Source organism: Vibrio japonicus (assembly GCF_024582835.1).
Lineage (GTDB): Bacteria > Pseudomonadota > Gammaproteobacteria > Enterobacterales > Vibrionaceae > Vibrio > Vibrio japonicus.
The window spans coordinates 2537846-2563882 of sequence record NZ_CP102096.1; the positions used below are offsets into that span (position 1 = coordinate 2537846).

The 26037-nt window shown below is 46.4% G+C and carries 21 protein-coding genes; 13 read left to right on the plus strand and 8 right to left on the minus strand.

The features are described 5' to 3' along the window. Nucleotides 1-21: 21 nt before the first annotated feature. The 6 genes from NP165_RS12065 to crp all read left to right on the plus strand — a co-directional run bounded on the left by NP165_RS12065 (nucleotide 22) and on the right by crp (nucleotide 5480). Nucleotides 22-1944, plus strand: a complete 1923-nt coding sequence (locus NP165_RS12065) for an ABC transporter ATP-binding protein (RefSeq protein ID WP_257084155.1) — start codon at nucleotides 22-24, stop codon at nucleotides 1942-1944. Then, nucleotides 1941-2423: a TIGR02444 family protein gene (locus NP165_RS12070; RefSeq protein ID WP_257084156.1), complete on the plus strand. Its 483-nt coding sequence runs from the start codon at nucleotides 1941-1943 to the stop codon at nucleotides 2421-2423. Before NP165_RS12065 ends, NP165_RS12070 begins: the two co-directional genes overlap by 4 nt. Before the next feature lie 8 nt (nucleotides 2424-2431). Further along, nucleotides 2432-3409: a hydrolase gene (locus NP165_RS12075; RefSeq protein ID WP_257084157.1), complete on the plus strand. Its 978-nt coding sequence runs from the start codon at nucleotides 2432-2434 to the stop codon at nucleotides 3407-3409. 31 nt (nucleotides 3410-3440) lie between these two features. Further along, nucleotides 3441-3659 carry a YheU family protein gene (locus NP165_RS12080; RefSeq protein ID WP_257084158.1) on the plus strand — a complete coding sequence of 73 codons (219 nt, stop codon included), beginning with the start codon at nucleotides 3441-3443 and terminating at the stop codon, nucleotides 3657-3659. Nucleotides 3660-3734: 75 nt separating this feature from the next. Continuing rightward, nucleotides 3735-4604 (plus strand): phosphoribulokinase, encoded by an 870-nt coding sequence (locus NP165_RS12085; protein WP_257084159.1) that lies wholly within the window; start codon nucleotides 3735-3737, stop codon nucleotides 4602-4604. Between the two features lie 243 nt (nucleotides 4605-4847). After that, nucleotides 4848-5480, plus strand: a complete 633-nt coding sequence (gene crp / locus NP165_RS12090; protein WP_004410522.1) for a cAMP-activated global transcriptional regulator CRP — start codon at nucleotides 4848-4850, stop codon at nucleotides 5478-5480. 164 nt (nucleotides 5481-5644) lie between these two features. Here the strand turns inward: crp and NP165_RS12095 are convergent, their stop codons facing one another. From NP165_RS12095 to NP165_RS12115, 5 genes are all read right to left on the minus strand, one after another. Beyond that, entirely contained in the window at nucleotides 5645-6436 is a 792-nt protein-coding gene (locus tag NP165_RS12095) for a DUF1338 domain-containing protein (RefSeq protein ID WP_257084160.1), read from the minus strand. A 118-nt stretch (nucleotides 6437-6554) separates the two neighbouring features. After that, on the minus strand, nucleotides 6555-8012 hold the full coding sequence (gene astD / locus NP165_RS12100) for a succinylglutamate-semialdehyde dehydrogenase (RefSeq protein WP_257084161.1): 1458 nt from the start codon (nucleotides 8010-8012) through the stop codon (nucleotides 6555-6557). A gap of 15 nt (nucleotides 8013-8027) precedes the next feature. After that, nucleotides 8028-9047, minus strand: coding sequence for an arginine N-succinyltransferase (astA, locus tag NP165_RS12105; protein ID WP_257084162.1), 1020 nt, complete (start codon nucleotides 9045-9047; stop codon nucleotides 8028-8030). 97 nt (nucleotides 9048-9144) lie between these two features. Next, nucleotides 9145-10359 carry an aspartate aminotransferase family protein gene (locus NP165_RS12110; protein ID WP_257084163.1) on the minus strand — a complete coding sequence of 405 codons (1215 nt, stop codon included), beginning with the start codon at nucleotides 10357-10359 and terminating at the stop codon, nucleotides 9145-9147. Nucleotides 10360-10728: 369 nt separating this feature from the next. Next, nucleotides 10729-11307 carry an aminodeoxychorismate/anthranilate synthase component II gene (locus tag NP165_RS12115; RefSeq protein WP_257084164.1) on the minus strand — a complete coding sequence of 193 codons (579 nt, stop codon included), beginning with the start codon at nucleotides 11305-11307 and terminating at the stop codon, nucleotides 10729-10731. 269 nt (nucleotides 11308-11576) lie between these two features. Here NP165_RS12115 and NP165_RS12120 point away from each other — a divergent pair, with 269 nt between their 5' ends. Next, a complete protein-coding gene (locus tag NP165_RS12120; protein WP_257084165.1) occupies nucleotides 11577-12761 on the plus strand; it encodes a M20 aminoacylase family protein in 1185 nt (394 codons plus the stop codon). Nucleotides 12762-12895: 134 nt separating this feature from the next. Here the strand turns inward: NP165_RS12120 and NP165_RS12125 are convergent, their stop codons facing one another. Together NP165_RS12125 and NP165_RS12130 are read right to left on the minus strand one after the other, a co-directional pair. Further along, the gene (locus NP165_RS12125; RefSeq protein ID WP_257084166.1) at nucleotides 12896-15496 is read right to left on the minus strand and encodes an ExeM/NucH family extracellular endonuclease; all 2601 of its coding nucleotides are present in this window, start codon (nucleotides 15494-15496) and stop codon (nucleotides 12896-12898) included. 327 nt (nucleotides 15497-15823) lie between these two features. Further along, complete coding sequence (locus NP165_RS12130; RefSeq protein ID WP_257084167.1) at nucleotides 15824-16348, minus strand: FxsA family protein; 525 nt, start codon at nucleotides 16346-16348, stop codon at nucleotides 15824-15826. 325 nt (nucleotides 16349-16673) lie between these two features. Here NP165_RS12130 and aspA point away from each other — a divergent pair, with 325 nt between their 5' ends. The 6 genes from aspA (at nucleotide 16674) to NP165_RS12160 (ending at nucleotide 25630) form a co-directional block, all read left to right on the plus strand. Continuing rightward, complete coding sequence (gene aspA / locus NP165_RS12135) at nucleotides 16674-18125, plus strand: aspartate ammonia-lyase (protein WP_257084168.1); 1452 nt, start codon at nucleotides 16674-16676, stop codon at nucleotides 18123-18125. 153 nt (nucleotides 18126-18278) lie between these two features. Further along, nucleotides 18279-19586 carry an anaerobic C4-dicarboxylate transporter gene (locus NP165_RS12140; protein WP_257084169.1) on the plus strand — a complete coding sequence of 436 codons (1308 nt, stop codon included), beginning with the start codon at nucleotides 18279-18281 and terminating at the stop codon, nucleotides 19584-19586. A 490-nt stretch (nucleotides 19587-20076) separates the two neighbouring features. After that, nucleotides 20077-21525, plus strand: coding sequence for a YfcC family protein (locus NP165_RS12145; protein ID WP_257084170.1), 1449 nt, complete (start codon nucleotides 20077-20079; stop codon nucleotides 21523-21525). A gap of 770 nt (nucleotides 21526-22295) precedes the next feature. After that, nucleotides 22296-23519 carry an arginine deiminase gene (gene arcA, locus NP165_RS12150; protein ID WP_257084171.1) on the plus strand — a complete coding sequence of 408 codons (1224 nt, stop codon included), beginning with the start codon at nucleotides 22296-22298 and terminating at the stop codon, nucleotides 23517-23519. A 59-nt stretch (nucleotides 23520-23578) separates the two neighbouring features. Next, nucleotides 23579-24490: a carbamate kinase gene (gene arcC / locus NP165_RS12155; protein ID WP_257084172.1), complete on the plus strand. Its 912-nt coding sequence runs from the start codon at nucleotides 23579-23581 to the stop codon at nucleotides 24488-24490. A gap of 129 nt (nucleotides 24491-24619) precedes the next feature. After that, a complete protein-coding gene (locus NP165_RS12160; protein WP_257084173.1) occupies nucleotides 24620-25630 on the plus strand; it encodes an ornithine carbamoyltransferase in 1011 nt (336 codons plus the stop codon). Here the strand turns inward: NP165_RS12160 and NP165_RS12165 are convergent. Beyond that, the gene (locus NP165_RS12165) at nucleotides 25605-25727 is read right to left on the minus strand and encodes a hypothetical protein (protein WP_257084174.1); all 123 of its coding nucleotides are present in this window, start codon (nucleotides 25725-25727) and stop codon (nucleotides 25605-25607) included. The two genes, NP165_RS12160 and NP165_RS12165, sit on opposite strands and share 26 nt — an antisense overlap. Nucleotides 25728-26037 lie beyond the last annotated feature (310 nt).

A 26037-nucleotide genomic window follows, 5' to 3' on the forward strand; every position in this document is an offset into this window, starting at 1 on the left:
GCAAAGATAAAGCACAAGACTATGATTACCTTTTCTGACATCCAGCTTCTTCGTGGCGGTAAACCACTTCTGGACCAAACCTCTGCAACCATCCATCCCGGCGATAAAATGGGTCTGGTAGGCAAAAACGGGTGTGGTAAATCCACTCTCTTCGCCTTAATCAAAGACGAACTCTCGGTTGATGCGGGTAACTTTAGTAAGCCTGCGCATTGGGAATTAGCCTGGGTAGCTCAGGAAACACCTGCATTAGAGCGAAGTGCGTTGGAATATGTCATTGATGGAGATCGAGAGTATCGCGCTTTAGAAAATCAATTAGCACAAGCTGAACATGACGACAACGGAACCTTGGTGGCTGAGCTTCACGGCAAAATTGAAACCATCGGTGGTTATAGCATTCGCGCACGTGCAGCCGAGCTATTAGACGGCCTTGGTTTTAGCCAGGAACAGATGAGCTGGAGCCTCACGCAGTTTTCCGGTGGTTGGCGTATGCGCCTGAACTTGGCTCAAGCCCTACTTTGTCGCTCTGACTTACTTTTACTCGACGAACCGACCAACCACTTGGATCTGGATGCCGTCATGTGGCTGGAGCGTTGGCTACAAAACTATCCGGGTACGTTAGTCTTGATCTCGCACGACCGAGATTTCCTTGATCCGATCGTCGGGCGCATCATTCATATCGAAAACCAGCAACTTAACGAGTACACGGGTAACTATTCATCGTTTGAAGAACAGCGTGCTCAGAAGTTAATCCTTCAACAAGCGCAGTTCCAGAAGCAACAGAAACAGATGGCGCACATGCAAAGCTACATCGACCGTTTCCGCTATAAAGCTTCGAAAGCACGTCAGGCACAGAGCCGTATTAAAGCGCTTGAGCGAATGGAAAAAGTGCTGCCTGCGCAGTTTGATAACCCATTTAGCTTTGAATTCCGTGAGCCAGACGCCCTGCCTAACCCAATCATCATGATGGATGAGGTGTCAGCTGGCTATGGTGACAACCTGATCCTAGAGAAGATTCGCCTAAACCTTGTTCCTGGCAGCCGCATTGGTTTGCTGGGTCGCAACGGCGCGGGTAAATCAACCTTAATCAAATTGCTTTCAGGTGAACTGAACGCACAAGGCGGTGAGCTGACCTATTCGCAAGGCGTAAAAATCGGCTACTTTGCACAGCACCAATTAGAAACACTGCATCCGGAAGAAACGCCTTTACAGCACATGATGCAAATTGCGCCGAAACATACCGAGCAACAACTACGCGACTATTTGGGTAGCTTCGGATTCCAAGGCGACAAAGCGCTAGAAAAAGTCGCACCCTTCTCGGGCGGCGAAAAAGCCCGTTTGGTACTGGCACTGATCGTTTGGCAAAAACCGAACCTATTGCTGCTCGACGAACCGACCAACCACCTTGATCTGGATATGCGTCAGGCTTTGACGTTCGCACTGCAAACCTTTGAAGGTGCCATGGTGATTGTCTCGCACGATCGATACCTACTGCGTGCAACAACCGATGATCTCTATTTAGTCCACGATCACCAAGTTGCCCCATTTGATGGCGATCTTAATGATTACTACAAGTGGTTAACAGAGCAGCAAAAAGTCCAACGTCGAGAAGCTCAAGCATCACTACCGGAAAAGAATAACGCCAATAGTGCTACTGCAAAAAAAGAGCTGAAGCGTCGCGAAGCGGATTTCCGTAAACAGACCGCGCCAATTCGCAAAACGCTGACAAAACTTGAAGAAAAAATGGATAAGTTAGGCTCTACTCTCGCAGAGGCAGAAGCACAATTATCAAATAACTCACTGTATGATGCGGAAAATAAGACTAAACTTAATCAAGTGTTAGCTGTGCAGGCGAATAGCAAAAGCGAACTTGAAGACGTAGAAATGGAATGGATGGCTCTCCAAGAAGAGCTTGAAAAGATGGAGCAGGAGTTCAATAGCCAATGAATCCAGAACACGTAACAATTTCACTCTCATTAGAAAGGCTATGGCAATTTAGCTTGCAGTACTACAGTACGCGGGGAGTGAAAGACGCGTGTCTGAATCTACAAAATCAGTTCAAAGGCAATGTAAACCTGCTGCTGCTTCTCAAATGGCTAGATGAGCAGCAGGTGTGCTTCAAAGATAAAGATTGGCTGCAAGTGGAAGAGTGCTTAGGGCGCTCTGAAGCACTGCTGCATAGCTACCGAGACATTCGACGCAAACTTAAAGTGCATGTTCCTGATGCACTTTATCGAGAGTCGCTTCAATTTGAGCTTCAGCTAGAAAGGCGTCAACAGTCAGATTTGGTGGCGTGCATCAATGCCATCGAGCTAAAACACAATATCGGTGAACCTTTGGCGCTTCGCTATTGCCGTCAGCTGGGTGCCGAACACCTATACTCTTCTGTGTTTTCTAATCCAATGGACCATATCGTTAACATGTAGGATCGACTATGACCCAATTTGTTGCAGCAACAGGGTTAACGAACCCGCACCTACAAACGCTCGCCCCCCGCTTTATTCGCAAGAAAGCCTTGTTTGAGCCTGTTTGGCAAACGCTCTCAACACCAGACAATGATTTTCTTGATTTAGCCTGGAGTGAAGATTGGCGCACTGAACAAGCCCAAAGCAAACCCATTTTTGTGCTGTTCCATGGCCTCGAAGGTTGTTTTTATAGCCCTTACGCGAACGGCCTGATGCATGCATTTGCTAAAGATGGCTGGTTATCTGTCATGATGCATTTTCGCGGCTGTAGCGGAAAACCCAATAACTTAGCAAGAGCCTATCATTCTGGTGAAGTGGAAGACGCTCGCTTTTTTCTAGAGTATCTGGATGACCTTTTTCCAAATCAAAATAAAGTCGCAGTTGGTATCTCTTTAGGTGGCAATATGCTGGCAAATTACTTAGCTCAGTATAATGCCAAGCCCCTGTTAAACGCGGCCACGATTGTCTCAGCTCCCCTCGATCTTTCGGCTTGTTCACAGCGTATAGAGCAAGGTTTCTCTAAGCTCTACAAATCCTATCTGCTTTCTTCACTGAAGAAAAATGCACTACGGAAGCATCATTTATTGAAAGGTGAGTTGGACCTCTCATACAACAGCATCAAACGTGTTACTAAGCTTTATGAGTTTGATGATTTAATCACGGCCCCGTTGCACGGATTTAAAGATGCTGATGACTATTACCAGAGATGCTCTGGGATTCACCGCTTAAAAGACATTACTCTACCGACCCAAATCATACACGCCAAAGACGACCCATTCATGACGGATGCGGTGATCCCTAAATATGTTCTTCCAGACAACATTGATTACCGGTTGTTTGAGCAAGGCGGACATGTGGGTTTTGTCTCTGGCAGTGCCTTAAAGCCAAGGTTCTGGCTTGAAGAAGCGCTACCGGCCTACTATGAATGCCTGTCAGTTTCGGCATAATACGCGCTCGTCATAAAATTCAGAGGTATTTATGATTATTCCATGGCAACAAATAGCGCCAGACACGTTAGAGAATCTCATCAAAGAGTTTGTCCTGCGCGAAGGGACGGACTATGGAGAACACGAAGTCTCCTTGCAAAATAAGGTTGACCAGATCAAAGCCCAGCTCGAATCGGGTGAAGCCGTGGTGGTGTTCTCCGAACTCCATGAAACCGTTGATATTCAACTAAGGCGACACTTTAAAGAATAGTGTGCAGTGACGTGACCCTAAAGCGTGTTATAGTGGTTTTAATTACAGGTAAGTAACTAACAGACAAGGTTTGTCATGTCAGCAAAACACCCTATTATCGCGGTAACAGGTTCATCTGGTGCCGGTACTACTACGACATCTGAAGCTTTCCGAAAAATGTTCAACATGATGGACGTTAAGCCCGCATGGGTTGAAGGTGACAGCTTCCATCGCTTTACTCGACCAGAAATGGACATAGAGATACGTAAAGCCCGAGACCAAGGGCGGCATATTAGCTATTTTGGACCTCAGGCTAACGACTTCCCCGCATTGGCTGAATTCTTTCGTCAGTATGGCTACGACGGAACCGGACAAGTGCGCCGTTACCTTCATACCTTTGATGAAGCCGTACCGTACAATCAAATGCCCGGAACGTTTACTCCTTGGCAGGAGCTCCCTGAAAACTCTGATGTACTCTTTTACGAAGGGCTTCACGGCGGTGTGGTTGATGGTGACGTCAACGTATCACAGCACGTCGATTTTTTGATTGGTATGGTGCCGATTGTTAACCTAGAGTGGATTCAGAAGTTCGTTCGCGATACGCGTGACCGAGGTCACTCCCGAGAGGCCGTTATGGACTCTATCGTGCGTTCTATGGATGACTACCTCAACTACATTACGCCACAATTTTCTCGGACTCATATTAACTTTCAGCGCGTACCGACTGTCGATACCTCTAACCCGCTAAACGCCAAAGGCATCCCAAGCCTAGATGAAAGCTTCGTGGTCATTCGACTACGCGGTATAACCAACGTGGACTACCCATATCTGCTCGCCATGATAGATGGCTCTTTCATGTCTCGGCATAACACCTTGGTTGTCCCTGGAGGCAAGATGAGCTTTGCGATGGAACTGATTGTCAGACCTATCCTTCAGCAACTCATCGAAACGGGTAAAATTGGCTAAGCGACGTTTCTAAAGCACGATTACTTTTCATACCGTGATCATGTGCACAATTTTGTTTAGGAAATCAGCATGTGTACCCGATTAAAGTCAAGAAATCAGCTTAGAAAAAGGATACTATTTGAAACCGAAACACAAGATAGCTTGCAGCACTTATCAAGTGCTCTTATCCTAGTAAGTCCTAATTTAAGGCTTAGCTAAAACATGGAAAGCGGCAAGCGTACCCTGCAGAGGAAGTGAGATATTATGGTTCTAGGTAAACCTCAAACCGACCCAACATTAGAGTGGTTCCTTTCACACTGTCATATTCATAAGTACCCATCAAAAAGCACGCTGATCCACGCGGGCGAGAAAGCAGAAACTTTGTACTACATTGTTAAAGGTTCTGTTGCAGTACTTATCAAAGACGAAGAAGGTAAGGAAATGATTCTTTCTTACCTAAACCAAGGCGACTTTATCGGTGAACTTGGTCTGTTCGAAGAAGATCAAGAACGTACAGCATGGGTTCGTGCAAAATCTCCTTGTGAAGTCGCGGAAATCTCTTTCAAGAAATTCCGTCAGCTAATTCAAGTTAACCCAGACATTTTGATGCGCCTATCGGCACAGATGGCAAGTCGTCTTCAGGTGACGAGCCAGAAAGTGGGTGACCTAGCGTTCCTAGACGTAACAGGCCGTATCGCTCAAACTCTACTGAACCTAGCAAAACAACCTGATGCGATGACGCACCCAGACGGTATGCAAATCAAGATCACTCGTCAGGAAATTGGACAGATCGTTGGCTGTTCTCGTGAGACAGTAGGCCGTATCCTGAAAATGCTTGAAGAGCAGAACCTAATTTCTGCGCACGGTAAGACAATCGTTGTTTACGGTACTCGTTAATCTCTGATTAACCGAGCAAGAATATAAAAGCCACCAAATGCAAATTTGGTGGCTTTTTCTTTATCCGCCTTCTAAAGAAGGGGGCGACGCCATAACTAAGGCTCGATAGAAGCTATGACGTCTTAAGAACTTGGGTAAGTAACCCTTATTACCAGAGACGTTTGTTAACCGTTGGTGCTTTCGAAGATTTTGTCTGCTGATGCCGCGACAAATCCAGGATAAAGCTCGCCGTTACTCATTGGGTAACGCTTAGCAAACTCGTAAAAGCCGCCCGGTACGATCTCAGTGCCTTCTGTGAACTGTACTGGCACTTTATCTGCCATCGTCGACGATTGCTCTAATAGCACTTCCGGTGAGCCTTTCACTTCGCCACCGAATTCGTTGATATCAAACCCAGCTTGACGAAGGTGATCATTCACCTCTTTGACTTCAGCAAAAGCGTTCAGTTGATTCACACTCACTGTAAAGTGGTTTGCACCGTAACCATGCGCTGCCAGCCATGATGCATATTCGCTCTCTTTTGCCAGAATTTGATAATCGGCAAAGCTAAGATCCCATAAGCGTCCGCCATACAGGAACTCGTGACCTTTTAGCTTATCGGTGTCCAATTGCTCAACGAGCTTAGCTACGATCGCTTGCAGTTCCTCAGAACACTCGTTGACTTTGAGCTCACTGATGAACACTTTTGGCTGTTTCGGATCTGGGTGCTCAAAGTGTTTTGCGACCAGTTTTTTACTTTCAAACTCGTAATCGCCACAAGGCTTATAACCTGCGTCAAGAAACGGTTGAGCTAACGTCGCGATACCCAAAGGCGCTACGTTAAATGTACGTAGAGCGATGTGGTCATTGATCAGTGGTTCATCTTCCTGAAGCAGTTGGTGTACTTGTTCTGCAGAGGGACATAAGCGTTGAATATAGTCATTCCATAACGACTGGAATAAAACATCTGGCGTCATAACGCCTCCTTGTTAAAGGTTGTTTACGGTTATTGGATTATAAAAAAGGCCATCTAATCGACTTGTCCAGAGAATCAATCAGATAGCCTCAAACCTGTGACGTTCTATTTCTTAGTTCTTACAGCTCTACACCCGGGCTTAGCGTCGCTGGAAGCAACGTCTCGCCGCCTTCCATTGAAGCCATTGGGTAGGCACAGTAATCCGCCGCATAGTAAGCACTTGGACGTAAGTTACCTGAAGCGCCCGGACCACCAAATGGTGCATCGCCGCTCGCACCCGTCAACTGACGGTTACGGTTCACAATACCTGCACGGATATGGTCAACGAAGTAATCCCACTCGCTGTCGTCTGTTGATACTAGACCAGCCGATAGACCAAAACGTGTGTCGTTTGCGAGTTCAACCGCCTTATCCAAGCCTTGGTAACGCACAACCTGAAGCAGTGGGCCGAAGTATTCTTCATCTGGCAGATCGGCAATTGGTGTAACGTCGATGATGCCCGGAGTGACAAACGCCGCTTCGCCGCCTTTTGCTTCCAACAAGCTTACTGCACCTAGGCTTTGTAGGTTTGCTTGTGCATCAAGAATAAACTTCGCTGCCGCTTCAGAAATTTGAGGCCCCATAAATGGCGCTGGCTCGGCAAATGGCTGGCCGACACGAATCTTTTTCGTCGCTGCGACTAGCTTATCAACCAACACATCACCCTTTTCGCCCACAGGAACGTATAGACGACGCGCACAAGTACAACGTTGGCCTGCACTGATAAACGCAGATTGAATGATGGTGTAAACCGTCGCGTCTAGGTCGCCGTAATTGTCGGTAATCACCATTGGGTTGTTACCGCCCATTTCTAGCGCCAACATCTTACCCGGTTGCCCAGCAAATTGACGGTGAAGAATGTGCCCTGTATTCGCACTACCCGTAAATAGTAGGCCATCAATACCTTTAGATTCAGCCAACGCAATACCGGTTTCTTTCGCGCCTTGCACTAGGTTAATCACGCCTTTCGGTAGACCTGCTTTTTCCCATAGTTTCATCGCTAGCTCGCCAGTCATTGGCGTTTGCTCAGAGGGTTTAAAGACGACCGTGTTACCCGCCAAAATAGCAGGAACAATGTGACCATTTGGTAAGTGGCCAGGGAAGTTGTACGGGCCGAATACTGCCATAACGCCTAAAGGACGGTGGCGTAGAACAATTTGGTTACCTGCAGCTTCGCGAGTGCTTTCACCGGTACGGTCATGGTAAGCGCGAATAGAAATCGCAATCTTGCCTGCCATCGCTGCCGCTTCAGTGCGGGTTTCCCAAAGCGGCTTACCCGTTTCTTTCGCAATAACTTCAGCGATCTGCTCGCTGTGCTCTTTTACTTGTTCAGCAAAAGCCAAGACAATCGCTTCACGCTCTTCAAAGCTGAGTTTTTTCCAGCTCAAGAATGCGTCGCGGGCAGCCTTCACCGCATCATCAACCTGAGCAGGTGTTGCACTTAGCGCTTCCCAGATAACTTCGCCGTTATATGGGCTTTGTGAATTCATTGGCTCACCTTGTCCGGCAACCCATTCTCCTGCAATCCAATGTGTCATTTATCTGTCCTTAATTTACTGAGCCAACATACGAACAAACTCACCCTCATTCACCTGAAGCGCTTTTGCGACTTCTGGAGATAAGATGACCGATTCAGACTCTTTGTCGTATGCCGCTTTTGCTGCGGTCGCACGGAAGTTTTCAAATGAAGTGTTCGAGATTAAGTAATCCTGCGAGCTTGAATGCTCAGCAATCGTCACCTTCGCACGGAATGAGTGACGTACCGACTCGATATTGCGCAGGTCACATTCCACCGTTGGGCCGCCGTCGAAGATGTCGACGTAGTTACGACAAGTGAAACCTTCTTTTTCTAGCAAGCGAAGCGCTGGCTTAGTGTTCTCATGTACTTTACCAATCACTTCTTGAGCTTCTTTGCTCAGTAAGTTGATGTAGATTGGTAGCTTAGGCATCAGGTCTGCGATGAAACCTTTCGCGCCGATACCTGTTAAGTAATCCGCCATCGTGAAGTCGATCGAGAAGAAGTGCTCTTGTAGCCATTGCCAGAACGGTGAATTGCCGTCGTCGTCAGACACGCCACGCATCTCCGCAAAGATGGTTTTAGAGAAACGGTGCGGGTGCTCTGCCATCATCAAGAAACGACATTTCGACATCAAACGGCCATTCAGACCTTGACGGAACGTTGGACGTAAGAACAGCGTACAAATCTCACTACAACCTGTGTAGTTGTTACCAAACGTCAGTAGCTTCACTACGTTATTCACACCAAGTTTTCTTGAAGAGTGAACAACGGTACTGATGTGGTAAGAGTAGAAAGGTACATCCCAACCGATAGAGGCTTCGATACCCGTACAACCAGCGACTTCGTCAGTTTCACTATCGAAACCCACCATGAGGTAACCTTCGTCACCCGGTTCTGTAACGTCTGGTTTAGCAAAGCTGTATTCTGAGTGTGTAATACGGTTAGTTAACAGTTCTTCGTTAACTGGTAATGATGTAAATCCGTGACCCGATTCCACTGCGCACGTGTGCAGTGAATCATAATCCGACATTGCGATAGGGCGAACAACCAGCATCGATACTCCCTCCTGATGCTAATTAGTTCCTGATAGGATCCGCTAGTCCCCGAAGCATCCACTTCGGGAACCAGAGATTAGGAACTAGAATTTATTGTTATGCGACTAGTGAAGCCAGTGCTTTGTCTAGTCGAGATAATCCTTCTTGGATTTCTTCTTTAGTGATGACAAGTGATGGCGTGAAACGAACAACGTTTGCACCAGCAACCAACACCATCAAACCTTCTTTACCCGCTGCAACCAATACGTCGCGAGCGCGGCCTTGCCACTCATCATTCAGAGCAGCACCCAGAAGCAGGCCTTTACCGCGAACTTCTGTAAAGATTTGGTATTTATCATTTAGTTTAGCTAAGCCGTCGCGGAACAACTCTTCGCGCTCTGCTACGCCTGCTAATGTCTCTGGCTGGCTAACGATATCAACAACTGCTTTTGCAACTGCACACGCGAGTGGGTTACCACCGTAAGTTGTGCCGTGCGTACCCACTTTCAGGTATTGCGCTAGCTCTGTCGTTGTTAGCATTGCGCCAATTGGGAAACCGCCACCTAGTGACTTTGCAGTACTTAGGATATCTGGTGTAACACCTAAACCTTGGTACGCGTAGAAGTGACCAGTACGACCGTTACCTGTTTGAACTTCATCAAAGATAAGCAGCGCATTATGCTTGTCACATAGTTCGCGAACGGTCTGAACGAACTCATCCGTTGGTGAAATGATACCGCCTTCGCCTTGTAGTGGTTCCATCATGATCGCACAAGTACGATCTGAGATATGCTCACGTAGTGCTTCTACATCGTTGTAAGGCAGATGCGTAATATCACCAGGTTTAGGACCAAAGCCATCCGAATATGCCGCTTGACCACCAACCGTTACCGTAAAGAATGTACGGCCATGGAAGCCCTGTTTGAATGCGATGATTTCTGATTTTTCTGGACCAAACTTGTCGACTGCGTAACGACGCGCAAGTTTCAACGCCGCTTCGTTCGCTTCTGCGCCCGAGTTTGCAAAGAATACTTTTTCTGCAAAGCTCACTTCAGTCAGCTTCTTCGCTAGGCGTAGTGCTGGCTCGTTAGTCATTACGTTACTAAGGTGCCAAATTTTGTTGCCTTGCTCAGTCAATGCGTTAACCATTGCAGGATGACAATGACCTAAGCAGCTCACGGCAATACCACCAGCAAAGTCGATGTACTCTTTGCCTTCCTGATCCCATACACGCGCGCCTTCGCCTTTTACTGGAATCATTTCCATTGGGTTATAACAAGGTACCATCACCTCATCAAACAGACCGCGTTCTACTTTATTTTCAACTGTCATTGCACATTCCTTCTCGATACCGCATGCCAGGTAACCATTGCGTCCTTGCTTCCAAAATATGAAAGCACACATTGTTTTGCATTTAAGCAATTACGGCATTGTATTTACAATTAATTAACCATTTCAATAGTGAATTGTTCTTTTTGAAGAGTTGAAATCAGTCCAACCTTCAGTATGTGTGAGTATTTATGCATGAAGCTAATGCTTTTATGAAGCAATATATTCTTATAGCAAAGATAAGCTCTGGTTAAGCATAGGTATAGCAAGGGCTGAATGGTAGGAACGACAAAGGCTGCGAATATTATTTCAAGAAATATCCGCAGCAGAGAATATGAAGAAAATGTTAAGAAAAGTGATCCCTGTCAGGGTTTAGCGACGCAAGAAATTGGCTAAAAGCTCGTGGCCTTGCTCTGTTTTGATCGATTCTGGGTGAAATTGCACCGCGTCGATAGGCAAAGTTTTATGTTGGTAGCCCATAATTTCGTCCATTGAGCCATCAGAAAATTCCGTCCATGCCGTCAGCTCGAAACAATCAGGCAAGGTGCCATTTTTGACGACCAATGAGTGGTATCGGGTGACAGTAAGAGGATTGTTTAAACCAGTAAACACGCTTCGGTTATTATGACGAATAGGCGACGTTTTCCCGTGCATTACTTGCCTTGCTCTTACCACTTCCCCACCAAAGACTTGCGCGATCGCCTGATGTCCGAGGCAAACCCCTAGAATCGGCAATTTACCCGCGAAGTATTCAATCGCTTGGAGTGAAATCCCGGCTTCGTTTGGAGTACAAGGCCCTGGCGAAATCACCAAATGGCTTGGGTTTAGCGCTTCAATGCCAGCAATATCAATCTCATCATTACGCACCACTTTGACCTCTGCCCCCAATTCACAAAAGTACTGGAAGAGGTTATAAGTGAAAGAGTCATAGTTATCGATTATCAACAGCATAGGAGTACATCGCAGAAACCTTGAAAGCGAGTATTGTGCCGCCTTTTTGTCTAAACGCAAGTACGATCAGTTACTCTGCTTCCTCTTGCTGCAACTGGCTTAATAAGTTTTCTAGGGTGTGTCTTTCTACAAAATACGTCGCGCGTTTTCTCTTTCTTAGCATCGCATTCCCAATCAACTATTAGCATCTCTAATAGTTTCAGTAGTAATCCGGCTTGTTTGAATTATTTCAATCGTGTTAAATCAATTCTAGTTTAAAGGGGAGATGTATGAACATTATTGAAGTCTTAGAGCCTTGGTTAGCTGACGCCATTAGAATCCGCCATGCTATTCATCAGCAACCAGAGTTAGGTTTTGAAGAAGTTAGCACCCAAGCTTTGGTCGTCGCAGAATTAGAAAAGTATGGTGTCGATGAAATCTGCACCGATTTTGCCAAAACAGGGGTTGTAGGTGTTATCCATGGATCACTTGGAGAAGGTAAAAGCATCGGTCTACGCGCCGACATGGACGCATTGCCTATCCATGAAGCCAACACATTCGCCCACCGCTCTTGCCAAGACGGCAAAATGCACGCTTGTGGTCATGACGGTCACACCACCATGCTTTTACTCGCAGCGCGCTACTTAGCTCAATCCCGTAATTTTGCTGGCAAAGCCGTACTTATATTCCAACCCGCTGAAGAAGGTCGTGGCGGCGCGGAGACGATGATCGCCGACGGCATGTTAGAGCGCTTCCCTGTTGATGCCTGCTACGCACTACACAATATGCCGGGTATTCCTGAAGGACACTTTGCGTTTAAAACCGGCCCTATTATGGCAAGCTCTGACCGCCTGTTTGTGACCATCAATGGCAAAAGCGGCCACGCCGGATTACCCCATACAACGCAAGATCCCCTTCTAGTCGCGACGAATATCTACCAAGGTATTCAAGGTATGGTTAGCCGTAACTACGACCCGTTTGATCCACTGGTGGTCTCGGTTACACAACTTCACTGCGGTGAAACCACTAACGCTATCGCGGACCAAGCCCATATGAGCGGCACGTTCCGTACTCTGTCGCAAAAAACACGCGACAGCTTGGTTGAACGACTTGAGCAATTAGTCATTCACAGCGCTAAGGCTCAAGGAATGCACGCTGAATTCAAACTCGGGCCGATTTCTCATCCACCAACGGTTAACACCGAAGAAGAGACTCAACGAGCAATCGCCGCGGCACAACATACCGTTGGGGCAGACCAAGTAAATCCGAGCTGCGAAGCGATGCTAACCAGTGAAGACTTCGCCTTTTTCCTCAATAAAGTACCCGGTTGTTACGGCTTTATCGGCAACGGCACAGAGGAGCAAGGATGCAGTGTTGGACTACACAACAAAGCCTACGACTTCAACGACAAGCTGCTGCCAATCGGCGCTGCTTACTTTATTAATCTGATTGAGCAGCCGCATGCCAAGCCATAGCGCGCTTTTTGAAGATCAACGTGAACGTATACACCAAACTTTACCGCTGATGAGTGTGTTAGAAAAAGTTAGAACCATAAAAAATGCCAGCCGGATTAACGGCTGGCACTGGGATGACATTGTAGCGAGTATCGTTATCTACGACGTCGCCAAGCAACCAAACCTAACATCGCCATTAGCCCACCGAGACCGAATGAACCGGCCATTTTCAGTTCCAAAACCGCAGGATCGTGGTCTGAAGAACGGAAGTGGTCGTTGTACTTCGGCATATCGCCTTTGTACTCATCGTTATAGTCAAACAGTGTCGACTCACCACCATTAATATGCCAGTCGGTCGCGTCGACAAAATGTGCTTTCAGGCTTGGGCTGATCAATAGATGGTCAAGCGCGCCCACTTCATCGTTGAAAGAGTAGCTCCAGCTGTCTGGGTGTTTCATCGTGACGGCGTTAATGTAACCGTAGTTTTGTTCGATCACTGCGCCTTCGTCACCGAACTGAGGCTCGCCTGCAATGTAGGTGTTACGTGCTGCTTTGATCGATTTGCCATACTTCTCGGCACTGTAATCGGTCAGCACTAACATTGGGTCTTCCATGCCATAGGAGTTCATATCACCAAGGATGACCTTGTGACCTTTGATCTCTTTTAACGCCTCACCCAACGCCACGGCGGCTGCTACGCGGAAGTTTTCACAAGATCCTTGTTGGTCTAAGTCTTTTCCGCCTTGACCACCTTGTTCAACTGGCGCGGCATCTTCCCAACATTTAGACCCTTTCGATTTAAAGTGGTTAATCGCAACGGTCAATGTCTCTTTTGAGCCTTTCACTTTAAAGGTTGGCGCTAACGTATCACGCTGATAGTTTTTGCCATCCTCAATGACTTTGCCGTTGTCATCCAACACTTCAGGCGCTTGCTGACTCGGCATTGGGATCACTCTTGGCGTTTTCAGTTTCACCACTTTCGAACGGTAAATCACACCAGTGGTAATCGCGTCAGTGCCTACGTAGTCATTCTCGTCGATTCGCTTATCGCCATTACTATCCAGTGCCACGAAATCATAGTGTTCTTTCTTGTTCGTGATGCGTTGGTTTAACTGCTCAACAAGCTGCTGAATCGCCCCAGAGTTGCCAAAACCGTTGTTTTCAATCTCCATCAAACCAATGATGTCCGCATCTAAGCGCAGTATCGCGTTAACAATCTTCTCTTGCTGGATCTCGAACTCTTCATAATTGTTCGCGCCACGATTGTTACCATGTGGGTTGCTGTCACCACCAAACGGCGAGTTGAAGTAGTTAAGCACGTTAAACGTAGCAATACGCAGATCACCTTCTTCGATATCCACCGAGTCCGTACGCGGATCATTGTGGACAAAGTTTTCAGCACTCAATTGATTGGTCACAATCAAACGGTAATCATTGTAGCTATAGCTTAAGACTCCCTCTAGGCCAATTACTGAGTCATCAATACGAATGTAGTCTTCGGTAGATCCATCTTGGTCAATATCGGTACGACCAAACTCAGGATAATACGGGATTTGACCATCTGCGGCTTTCGCGTCCGATTCAACAAACAGGCGACGATCGGCATTGTCGGCACTCTGCTGCAATGCTTCTACAGATGCCGCTGGGTGGACTTGGTTCGGGTGCATGTTGACACTCCCTTGTGCCAATACCATGTTATTGCGTCGTGCTGCATAGTCATAGCCGAAGGTTCGCGTCACTCGCATGTCTAACGCTTCGGTCGTTTTGACCAACATCCCCTCATAACGCTCTAACGTGTCTTCAAAGGTTTTGTCTTCCGGCAGGATAACCACTTCGCTTGCGTCCGGCGCACTGGTTTCGCCTTGTTTCACCCAATTGTTGTTTTCTACTTTCAACTGCGTGAGGTTGTAATATTCCTGAACTTTACCCTTCACACACACGACGTCACCCGGCTGAAGTTCAGAGCTGGATTGATTGGTATGAACGAACAAACCTTCAGAAGTTTGTGGGTCGTAGTCATCGTCCAATGCTTGTAGATAGAAACCTTTCGTCAGTCCTGTGGTTACGGCGCTGATGACGCCTTTCACAAAAAATTCTTCGTCGGTAATGTAAGGATATCCGTCAATAAATGGTGATGTTGCGCCCTGTCCCTGAATAGTTTGAATTGACGTGAATACAGGCTCTTGCTCGTCTTGAGTACAAGCAAACGGCTCAGGTGCAGTGCCACCATCAAGTAGACCGAGCCCGTCTATGTTGTCTTTTTCTAGTGTTGTCCATTGAGAAGCAACGTAAGTTGCAGATGGCTGCATGGCGTTCGAATTGCGTACTAAAGACACATCTTTGGCAAAGTCGACATCATTCATGAGTCCCAGAAGGTCAAGAACCTCACCATCTTTTAGCAGCGCAATTGGATCATCTCCGTTAAAGCTCGTGACCGAACTTGGATCGACTAAATCTGCGACATCAAGGATGGCTTGGCTTGCACTTTTATTCGCGACAAGCCATACGCTTTGCGCTTCCAACGTAATTCCATCCAGTGGAAGTTTACTTTCCCATAAGTGATTGCCATTGACGGATTTAGCAAGCGTGTAACCATCCAACGTCACCGCGCTATCACCAGTGTTGGCAATCTCAATCGCCTTATTGAAGCTACTCCCCTCAATGTATTGAGAGATAATGATATCGGCCTGAGCTTGAACCGAAAGCGTGCTAGCCACCACTGCTGCCAGTAGAGTTGGAGTAAATTTTTGTTTCATTATGTCCACCTTAAAATCACTTCCCTCCACCACCGAGAAAGAAAGCGTGTACCATGTCACTACAAGTATGAAATTTGACTGATAAATCTCGACCAGTGTTGACCTTTTTTATGAAACAAAAAACAAAGTTCAATTACAGCGAGAGGAAGATCTCATAGATATGATAAATGTTTGAACCGTCATCAAATTTTTAACGATATGAAATGTTCACAGATTCAATACTGAGACTAATACTCTGATTAATAGAAAAAATGTCTATTTGAGAATCCCATAGAAATGACAAAAGGCGCTAAGTAGCGCCTTTGTGTAGATAAGATAGATAATGGTTTAATTCAGCTTGTTGCGGTCTTCATCGTCTTTGCGTTCATACTCACCTTCAAAGGTGTCGCCTTTCTGAGCATTAAACGGGTCCCGATCCTTAAAGAGATCATCATCAAATGGGCCTTGATTAAATGGCCCTTGCTGGAAACCACCTTGGAAGCCTCCACCCACAGATTTCACTACGATCTTACTCATCAGATATTTTGCAATCGCTGCACGTGGTGCTGGTAATAAAACCAACATACCGAGCGCATCCGTCATAAAACCCGGAGTCAATAGTAATACCCCAGCAACAGCCAGCATGACGCCCTCTAGAATCTGCTGCGCGGGTAACTCACCTTGCTGCAGCTTGCTCTGCACCGACATCAACGTCTGTAGTCCTTGGCTGCGAACCAGTGACGCACCAACAAACGCGGTGATTAACACGAGCGCAATCGTAGGCCATAAACCAAGGTAGCCGCCTACCGAAATAAACAAGCCTATTTCAATAATAGGAACAAATATAAATAGCAATAATAAGATAGGAAACACATGCACTCCTTTGTTGTATTCAGTGTACGCGCTCTGCCTATCCAGCTCAAATCTAAGCCGTAAAAAAACGTGTCTGTCGCACCTTGTGAACAATCCATGGCGATCATTCCACCGCTGTTTATACCCTATTCATATATTGCAAAACTTTGACTAAACAAAAGCGAAAAAGGTGATCCAGTTACTATTTTTATGCGGCAAGTACAGTATGATAAACGGCATAAGTCAGTACGGATTGACAGCCTAAAATTCTGAAGAATGGATTCTGAAATAACAGAATGGCAAGTGATTTACTTTACTATCAGAATAATTATCTAAGGATCCTGTAATGGCTACCCTAACTGATGCTCCAAAAACGTCGACCCCTGCTACCCGTATCGAAGAAGATCTACTAGGCGAACGTCACGTTCCTGCTGATGCTTACTATGGCATTCATACCCTACGCGCGATCGAGAACTTCAATATCTCAAATGTCACTATTTCAGACGTTCCTGAATTTGTTCGTGGCATGATCATGACCAAAAAAGCGGCAGCACTTGCGAACAAAGAGCTGGGTGCAATTCCTAAAGATGTGGCGAACTACATCATTGAAGCGTGTGATTTGATCCTAGAAACAGGTAAGTGCATGGATCAGTTCCCGTCAGACGTATTCCAAGGTGGCGCTGGCACATCTGTAAACATGAACACCAATGAAGTGATTGCAAACGTTGCTCTTGAACTGATGGGCAAAGAAAAAGGTCAGTACGACTTCATTAACCCGAATGATCACGTAAACAAGAGCCAATCAACGAACTGTGCTTACCCAACAGGGTTCCGTATTGCGGTCTACAACAGCGTGCAAAAACTGATTGAAGCGATTGAATACCTAAAAGGCGCATTCGAGCTTAAGAGCCAAGAGTTTAAAGGCGTGCTGAAGATGGGTCGTACTCAGCTACAAGACGCGGTACCAATGACTGTGGGTCAAGAATTCCACGCTTGGGCAGTCACGCTAAACGAAGAAATTCGCGCACTTGAGTACACCTCAAAACTGCTACTAGAAATCAACTTAGGCGCTACAGCGATCGGCACTGGCCTAAACACACCTGAAGGTTACCAGGCGCTATCAGTGAAGCACCTTGCAAACGTAACAGGTCTAGACGTTGTTCCTGCTGAAGACCTTATCGAAGCGACCTCAGACTGTGGTGCGTACGTAATGACTCACGGCGCGCTAAAACGCCTAGCGGTGAAACTGTCTAAGATTTGTAACGATCTACGTCTACTGTCGTCAGGTCCTCGCGCGGGTCTGAACGAGCTGAACCTACCTGAACTTCAAGCGGGTTCTTCCATCATGCCAGCTAAAGTCAACCCAGTGATCCCAGAAGTGGTGAACCAAGTTTGTTTTAAAGTGCTAGGTAACGACAACACGGTGTCTTTCGCAGCCGAAGGTGGTCAGTTACAGCTAAACGTGATGGAACCAGTGATTGCGCAAAGCATGTTTGAATCCATCTCTCTGCTTTCCAATGCGTGTGTGAACCTACGTGATAAATGTATCGACGGCATCACTGTGAACAAAGAAGTGTGTGAGAACTACGTTTACAACTCTATCGGTATCGTGACGTACTTAAACCCATACATTGGCCACCACGAAGGTGACATTGTCGGTAAGATTTGTGCTGAAACGGGCAAAAGTGTTCGAGAAGTGGTTCTGGAGCGCGGCCTTCTCACTTCAGATGAGTTAGACGACATCCTTTCTGTTGAAAACTTTATGCATCCCAAGTATAAAGCGAAGCGCTACGAATAAGTGTTAATCCTAAGGGTCCCAAACGGGGCCCTTTTTAGGGTTTCCTTCCATAAACATCACAATCTGTAAGGTCTTCTTTTCTGATTATTTAAGCGTTCACCTCGCGAGGGTTTAGATAATCAGATTCATAATTCACTTAACGAGGTATTTAATATGGTTGCTGTGGAGCTTTTTACCGTTCTGCTCTTCATATTTCTAGGGGCTAGAATTGGCGGAATTGGCATCGGCTTGGCTGGTGGTGCTGGCGTGATTGCGCTTTCCCTTATTTTGGGCGTTCCAACGAGTCAGTCATTCATTCCGGTCGATGTCATTTTGATCATCATGTCCGTCATCACTGCGATTGCCGCCATGCAAGTAGCAGGTGGTATGGATTGGTTGGTGCAAGTCGCTGAGAATTTTTTGCGCAAACACCCTGAACGCATCACCTTTTACGCGCCAATCGTGACTTTTTTAATGACACTGATGGCCGGGACAGGTCACACCGCATTTTCAACCCTTCCGGTTATTGCTGAAGTCGCCAAAGGCCAAGGTGTGCGTCCTTCTCGCCCACTTTCTATTGCTGTTGTCGCCTCTCAAATTGCGATTACCGCTTCGCCAATTTCAGCCGCCGTTGTCGCATTTGCCGCAATGCTTGCACCGAAAGGGGTGGATTACCTGACACTGCTGGCGGTTTGTATCCCGACGACATTCCTTGCCTGTATGATCGGCGCATTTGTCGCGAACTTTATGGGCGGTGAATTAAAAGACGATCCCGTTTACCAAGAGCGTTTGGAACAAGGCTTAATCAAGCTGACTACTGAGACGCTACGCGATATTCTGCCGACGGCGAAAACCGCGACCTTCATCTTTTTAGCCGCTATCGGTTTTGTAGTTTGTTACGCAGCTGCGATTTCTAAATCCGTTGGCCTTATCGAAAATCCTGCTCTTGGCCGTAACGAAGCAATCATGACGGTTATGTTGGCAGCCGCAGCGGTTATCGTTCTTATCACCAAAATCGACGCTGCCAAGATCCCTTCAGCATCAACATTCCGCTCAGGTATGACGGCGTGTGTTTGCGTTTTAGGTGTAGCTTGGCTAGGTTCAACGTTTGTTAACGCTCACGTAGATGGCATCAAAGAAGTCGCAGGTGAACTGCTGTCAGAGCACCCTTGGATGCTGGCAATGGTGCTGTTTTTCGCCTCAATGCTACTTTACTCGCAAGGTGCAACGACGGTAGCTCTAATGCCAGCCGCGCTTGCGATTGGCGTAGCCCCACTCACAGCTGTCGCGTCGTTTGCGGCGGTGAGTGCCCTGTTTGTACTGCCAACCTACCCAACCCTGTTAGCAGCAGTTGAAATGGACGATACTGGCTCAACACGCATTGGTAAGTATGTGTTCAACCACCCATTCTTTATTCCTGGTGTGGTGACCATTGCATCTGCTGTTGCTTTAGGCTTTGCATTTGGTGGTCTGTTTATCTAAAACCGCTTGTAAATTAACAGAAAAAAGGGAGATCCATCTCCCTTTTTTAATACCTTCCGAATATAACCAAACCTCCACCAAGATAAAGCTCACATTACAATCTTGATTTAAATCAAAATAGATTTAAAAAATTCTTAGTGCATTAAAATTCCATCCACTGAATAAAATTCCTCAATTCTATTCACCTATTTACCAAGTGCCCTATTTGACTCAACTTATCAGAAAAGCAAAGAATATTAATCCGATATTATTAGGCAAATACCCTACATACTTTAGTACCTGACATACCCAACAAAATTGACCGAACTATTTTTGTGAAGATCCACAAAGTACGCATTTAACTCAGCTTTTAAAATAGTGGAAAAGAACCAAGGCAATAAGGTTCGTAAATTTATCATTCCCAAGAACTTATTTAATAAAGTTTTTATTTAATAACAATTAGTCGCTGATTCACTTTTATTTATGGGTAAATAAAAGTAAGGAGATCACCATGACAACTCAAACTGTACCTACCGAAGAAAAAAAAGCGGGCTTCTTCGCCAACTTTAAGTTTCCTTCCGCTTACACCATTTTATTTATCCTTATTGCATTAGTCGCTTTATTAACCTGGATTGTTCCTGCTGGTCAGTATGACCGTGCCATGAATGAAGACTTAGGACGTGAAGTACCAGTAACAGGCACGTATAAAGCGGTAGATGGCAACCCACAAGGCGTGGTTGATGTTCTGCTTGCGCCTATCGATGGTTTCTACGACCACAACAGCTATGAAGCGGCCGCTATCGACGTTTCTCTGTTTATTTTGGTGATTGGTGGCTTCCTTGGCTTAGTCACCAAAACAGGCGCTATTGATGCGGGTATCGAACGAGTGACGCATCGCCTAGAAGGCCGTGAAGAAATGATGATACCGATACTGATGGCACTGTTCGCCGCTGGCGGTACTGTCTATGGTATGGCGGAAGAATCGCTACCGTTTTACACCCTATTAGTACCCGTGATGATGGCGGCACGTTTTGATCCACTGGTCGCAGCCGCCACTGTACTACTAGGCGCTGGTATCGGTACACTGGGTTCAACCATCAACCCATTTGCAACGGTAATCGCAGCAAACGCAGCTGGCATTCCATTTACAGATGGCATCATCCTACGCGTTGTGGCACTACTTATTGGTTGGGTTATCTGTGTGGCTTATGTGATGCGTTATGCGCGCATGGTTCGCCAAGACCAAACTAAATCTATTGTTTACGACAAATACGAAGAAAACAAAGCGCACTTCTTGGGCAACCAATCTGGTGAAAGCCTAGAGTTCACAGGCACTCGCAAGCTTATCCTTAGTATCTTTGGCGCGTCATTCGCGGTGATGATCTACGGTGTATCAGTCGCAGGTTGGTGGATGGCCGAGATCTCAGCGATGTTCTTAGCATCAACCATCATCATTGGTTTAGTGGCTCGCATGAGCGAAGAGGAATTTACATCAAGCTTTATCGACGGTGCCCGCGACCTACTTGGCGTAGCGCTAATCATCGGTATCGCCCGTGGTATCGTTGTGGTCATGGACCGCGGTATGATCACTGACACCATCCTGTACTCTGCAGAACAAATGGTAACGGGTCTATCATCTGTGGTGTTCATTAACGTGATGTTCTTCCTGGAAGTACTATTGTCATTCCTAGTGCCTTCTAGCTCAGGCTTAGCGGTACTGACCATGCCAATTATGGCTCCGTTGGCTGACTTTGCGGGCGTAGGCCGTGACCTAGTCGTGACTGCATACCAGTCTGCATCTGGCCTAGTGAACTTAATTACCCCAACGTCTGCGGTAGTCATGGGGGGGTTAGCCATCGCACGTGTGCCCTATGTTCGCTACGTGAAATGGGTTGCACCACTGCTCGCTATCCTAATGCTGTTCTGCATTGTGGTACTTAGCGTGGGTGCCCTTATCTAAGTTGTAACGATTAAGCTGTAACGATAATAAGTACCTGTAACAAACCGGATCGCCGCTCTCGTTCCAGCCATCCGGTTTCATCCCTCAAAGCCGCCCTGTGCGGCTTTTTTTGATCGCTCTCTGCCTAACTACTTGCCAATTAATATTGGCACTGCGTGCCTTTCAGCGGCCTAAATCATTATTTTTCACCATCAACACTCTTATCTTTTTATATCCAATGCTATTTATTTGTTAATCCAACCTGGAATTAAAATCGCGAAACATATTATTTCTTAATTTTATAAACCCATCCCTACCCTCTTCATTTAAAGTAAAGGAAATTAATGAATGTGATCTACAACAAACTTATTATCAAAAGTTATGTTACCAGAGGTTTAAATTAAAGATAAAAAGCAATTATCTAGGGAGTTAAAGTGAATAATTCAAATATCAAAACCCGTCTCTTAACAGTCAAAGCATGAATACTATTCCCTTTAATGAATGACTTTCCATCACATACCAAAAAATCATGCATAAACTTCCCTAATATGCAGATTTTTAGGGTGTTCACAGCATAGCAACAAGTGCATAGATATTGTTAAAACCCTTGAAAACACTGGCTTTGAGTAGAAAAAACGAACTGTGATTGAACTCTAAGTTTCCTATCCAAAGAGGCGTAATATTAATTACAGACAAAATAAGTGAATAAATAAATTCACACCTCTTCCCTTACAAAATTAATTATTAGTTTTCATTTAAAAACTAATTAAATATATAAGAGAGATACGATCATGAGTAAGTTATATGTAGGTTCTGAAATCGGTCAATTACGTCGCGTTCTAGTTCATCGCCCAAGACGCGCTCTCACTCACTTAACACCATCTAACTGCCATGACTTGCTATTTGATGATGTACTCGCTGTTGAGCGTGCAGGTAAAGAGCACGACGTGTTCACTCAAACGCTACGTGACCAAGGCGTGGAAGTCTTGCTTCTGACTGACCTGTTAGCGGATACGCTAGCGGCTCCTGAAGCAAAAGACTGGCTACTAAGCCGCCAGGTTTCTGACTACCGTCTAGGCAAAACGTTCGCCAATGACGTTCGCTGCTACCTAGGTGACCTACCTAACATTGAGTTAGCGAAGATCCTAACAGGTGGTTTGGCTTACAGCGAAATGCCAATGAAATCGTCTTCTATGATGCAAGGCATGCACTCACCTGCAGACTTCATCATCGAGCCACTACCTAACCACCTATTTACTCGTGATACCTCTTGCTGGGTGTACGGCGGTGTCTCTATCAACCCAATGGCTAAACCCGCTCGTCAACGTGAAACCAACCATGTTCGTGCGATTTACCGCTGGCACCCAACCTTCGCAGGCCAAGACTTCATCAAGTACTTCGGCGACGAAGAAAGCATTAACTACGACAACTCAACGATTGAAGGCGGCGACGTACTGGTTATCGGTAAAGGCGCAGTGCTTATCGGTATGTCTGAGCGTACAACGGCTCAAGGTGTTGAACATTTAGCTTCTAACCTATTCAAACACGGTCAAGCGAAACAAGTGATTGCCATGGAACTACCGAAACACCGTTCTTGCATGCACTTGGATACCGTAATGACGCACATGCGTGAAGACACTTTCTCTGTTTACCCAGAAGTGATTCGCAAAGACGTGAAATGCTGGAGCCTAACGGGTGATGAGTCTGGTGCGGTGAATGTGAAAGAAGAAGGTTACTTCGTTAATGCTATCGAAAAAGCACTAGGCGTAGACCAGCTAAACCTAATCACAACCGGTGGTGACAACTTCCACGCTGAACGTGAACAGTGGAATGACGCGAACAACGTTCTAACAGTGAAACCAGGCGTGGTCATCGGCTACGAAGGCAACACTTACACCAACGAGAAGTACGACAAAGCAGGCATCACTGTTCTACCAATCCCAGGAGATGAGCTAGGTCGTGGTCGTGGCGGTGCTCGCTGCATGAGCTGCCCAATTGAGCGTGATGGTATCTAAATCGTATTGATAAGGCAGAGGTGCCAAGCACTTCTGCCCCCTGCAGAGAGATGAAAACAATGGCGAAACAAACAGTAGTAGTAGCACTTGGCGGTAACGCCCTACTTCGTCGCGGTGAACCTCTAGAGGCTGAAGTTCAACGCCACAACATTGAAATTGCTGTCAAAACGATTTCAGAAATCGCTAAAGAATACAACGTGGTACTGGTTCATGGTAACGGTCCACAAGTCGGTCTTCTGGCGCTACAAGGCCTGGAATACAAGAAAGTTGCGCCATACCCATTGGATGTATTGGGCAGCGAAACTCAAGGCATGATCGGCTACATGCTGATGCAAGAGTTCAAAAACCAACTGCCTGACATCAACGTCACTTGCATGCTAACGCAAATGACCGTTGACCCAAGTGACCCAGCGTTCACAGATCCAACTAAGCCAATTGGCCCGATCTACGAAGAAGCTGAAGCGCGTGAAATGGCAGAAAAGTACAACTGGATCATCAAGCCAGACGGCAAGCACTTCCGTCGCGTGGTTCCTAGCCCTCAGCCAACTGGCATCATTGAGAACGACGCAATCACTAAGCTGATCGATGAAGGTCACCTAGTGATCTGTACCGGTGGCGGCGGTATCCCAGTGAAACGTGAAAACGGCAAGCTGGTTGGTGTCGAAGCGGTCATCGACAAAGACATGTCAGCGGCGTTCCTAGCGAAACAACTCGACGCAGATGCGCTACTGATTCTGACTGATGCAGATGCGGTTTACCTAGATTGGGGCAAACCAACTCAAAACGCGCTGCGCAGTACAAACCCAACCGAGCTGGCTCAGTACCAATTCGATGCAGGTTCCATGGGGCCAAAAATTGAAGCGTCGTGCGAATTTATCAAGCAAGGCGGCAAAGTGGTCGGCATTGGTGCACTAGAAGATGGCCTGCGCATTCTGCAAGGCACCGCCGGCACCAACATCACGAAAGGTTAACCCACTCATCCACTGCCAAATCGGATGAATGAGTAATAAAAAATTGTTTTAAATCCCAAAATTTTATGCGCTTTCTTACTTCTTTACCCTGCACAAAAAGGAAAGCGCTAAACCAAGAAGGAAAACATCATGGCTTTCAATCTACGTAACCGCAACTTCCTAAAATTACTAGACTTTACTCCACGTGAAATTCAGCACCTGCTAGACCTTTCTGCGGAGCTTAAAAAAGCAAAATACAACGGCTATGAGCAACCTCGTCTAAAAGGCAAAAACATCGCGCTAATCTTCGAGAAAACATCCACTCGTACACGTTGTGCATTTGAAGTAGCGGCATTCGACCAAGGTGCACAAGTCTCTTACTTAGGCCCTACGGGTTCTCAAATCGGTCACAAAGAGTCAATGAAAGACACCGCTCGCGTTCTTGGACGTATGTACGATGGCATCGAATACCGCGGTTTCGGTCAAGAGATCGTAGAAGAGCTAGGCGCTTACGCTGGTGTACCAGTATGGAATGGTCTGACTGATGAGTTCCACCCAACACAAATCTTGGCTGACTTCCTAACTATGATGGAACACGGCCGTGGCAAACAACTGCACGAAATCACGTTTGCTTACTTAGGCGATGCTCGCAACAACATGGGTAACTCACTGATGGTAGGCGCTGCGAAAATGGGCATGGATATCCGTCTAGTGGCACCTAAAGCGTACTGGCCAGAAGAAGCACTAGTGGCTCAATGTCGTGAAATTGCAGAAGAAACTGGCGCGAAAATCACCCTAACGGAAGACGTTCAAGAAGGCGTTCAAGGCTGTGATTACCTATACACTGACGTTTGGGTATCCATGGGTGAAGCAAAAGAAGCATGGGCTGAGCGTATCAATCTAATGATGCCTTACCAAGTCAACATGGACATGCTAAAAGCAACTGGCAACCCACATGTGAAATTCATGCACTGCCTACCAGCATTCCACGGTGAAGACACCACTGTCGGTAAAGAGCTTGCTAGAGAATACCCTCAGCTAAAAGATGGTGTAGAAGTGACAGATGAAGTGGTTGAGTCTAAACACTCTATCGTGTTCGACGAAGCGGAAAACCGTATGCACACCATCAAAGCAATCATGGTGGCAACACTGGGCGAATAATATCGAAACGATATTGACCGCCTTGAATACTCAGGCAGATAAAGTTGTAGTCGGTAATCGATTTCTGACGACCCCATGAAGAAATGATGTTTGCCACTACAACTTCACAAAGACCGAGTATTTCTGCAGGGAAATGCGGGTGGCAGGAAGGGAGACCCTAAAATCACCCTGAATAAAGCCCGCATTTTTTTTCAGAGCCCCGCGATGGGAAAGATGACAAAAGCGTCGCCAAGCAAGTTCTTACAAAGGCTGAAAAGAAGAGTCGAAAAGTCGCCAACTTCGCATAAAAACCCAATTTCTGGATACTTTTCGCAAACGCTTGCAAGGCGCTTTTTTGTACGTATAATCCCCCGCAATTTGTCTTAGGAGCACAAAATGAAACAGCGACTTACTACGTATTGCGACAC

Excerpts from the sequence above, each read along its gene's own strand:
- aspA (WP_257084168.1), top strand. The coding sequence starts at position 16,674 with ATGGCTACCCTAACTGATGCTCCAAAAACGTCGACCCCTGCTACCCGT.
- NP165_RS12115 (WP_257084164.1), bottom strand. The coding sequence starts at position 11,307 with ATGCTGTTGATAATCGATAACTATGACTCTTTCACTTATAACCTCTTC.
- NP165_RS12125 (WP_257084166.1), bottom strand. The coding sequence starts at position 15,496 with ATGAAACAAAAATTTACTCCAACTCTACTGGCAGCAGTGGTGGCTAGC.
- NP165_RS12110 (WP_257084163.1), bottom strand. The coding sequence starts at position 10,359 with ATGACAGTTGAAAATAAAGTAGAACGCGGTCTGTTTGATGAGGTGATG.
- astA (WP_257084162.1), bottom strand. The coding sequence starts at position 9,047 with ATGCTGGTTGTTCGCCCTATCGCAATGTCGGATTATGATTCACTGCAC.
- NP165_RS12070 (WP_257084156.1), top strand. The coding sequence starts at position 1,941 with ATGAATCCAGAACACGTAACAATTTCACTCTCATTAGAAAGGCTATGG.
- NP165_RS12085 (WP_257084159.1), top strand. The coding sequence starts at position 3,735 with ATGTCAGCAAAACACCCTATTATCGCGGTAACAGGTTCATCTGGTGCC.
- crp (WP_004410522.1), top strand. The coding sequence starts at position 4,848 with ATGGTTCTAGGTAAACCTCAAACCGACCCAACATTAGAGTGGTTCCTT.
- NP165_RS12145 (WP_257084170.1), top strand. The coding sequence starts at position 20,077 with ATGACAACTCAAACTGTACCTACCGAAGAAAAAAAAGCGGGCTTCTTC.
- NP165_RS12140 (WP_257084169.1), top strand. The coding sequence starts at position 18,279 with ATGGTTGCTGTGGAGCTTTTTACCGTTCTGCTCTTCATATTTCTAGGG.
- NP165_RS12160 (WP_257084173.1), top strand. The coding sequence starts at position 24,620 with ATGGCTTTCAATCTACGTAACCGCAACTTCCTAAAATTACTAGACTTT.
- arcA (WP_257084171.1), top strand. The coding sequence starts at position 22,296 with ATGAGTAAGTTATATGTAGGTTCTGAAATCGGTCAATTACGTCGCGTT.
- NP165_RS12075 (WP_257084157.1), top strand. The coding sequence starts at position 2,432 with ATGACCCAATTTGTTGCAGCAACAGGGTTAACGAACCCGCACCTACAA.
- NP165_RS12095 (WP_257084160.1), bottom strand. The coding sequence starts at position 6,436 with ATGACGCCAGATGTTTTATTCCAGTCGTTATGGAATGACTATATTCAA.
- NP165_RS12065 (WP_257084155.1), top strand. The coding sequence starts at position 22 with ATGATTACCTTTTCTGACATCCAGCTTCTTCGTGGCGGTAAACCACTT.
- NP165_RS12120 (WP_257084165.1), top strand. The coding sequence starts at position 11,577 with ATGAACATTATTGAAGTCTTAGAGCCTTGGTTAGCTGACGCCATTAGA.
- arcC (WP_257084172.1), top strand. The coding sequence starts at position 23,579 with ATGGCGAAACAAACAGTAGTAGTAGCACTTGGCGGTAACGCCCTACTT.
- NP165_RS12080 (WP_257084158.1), top strand. The coding sequence starts at position 3,441 with ATGATTATTCCATGGCAACAAATAGCGCCAGACACGTTAGAGAATCTC.
- astD (WP_257084161.1), bottom strand. The coding sequence starts at position 8,012 with ATGACACATTGGATTGCAGGAGAATGGGTTGCCGGACAAGGTGAGCCA.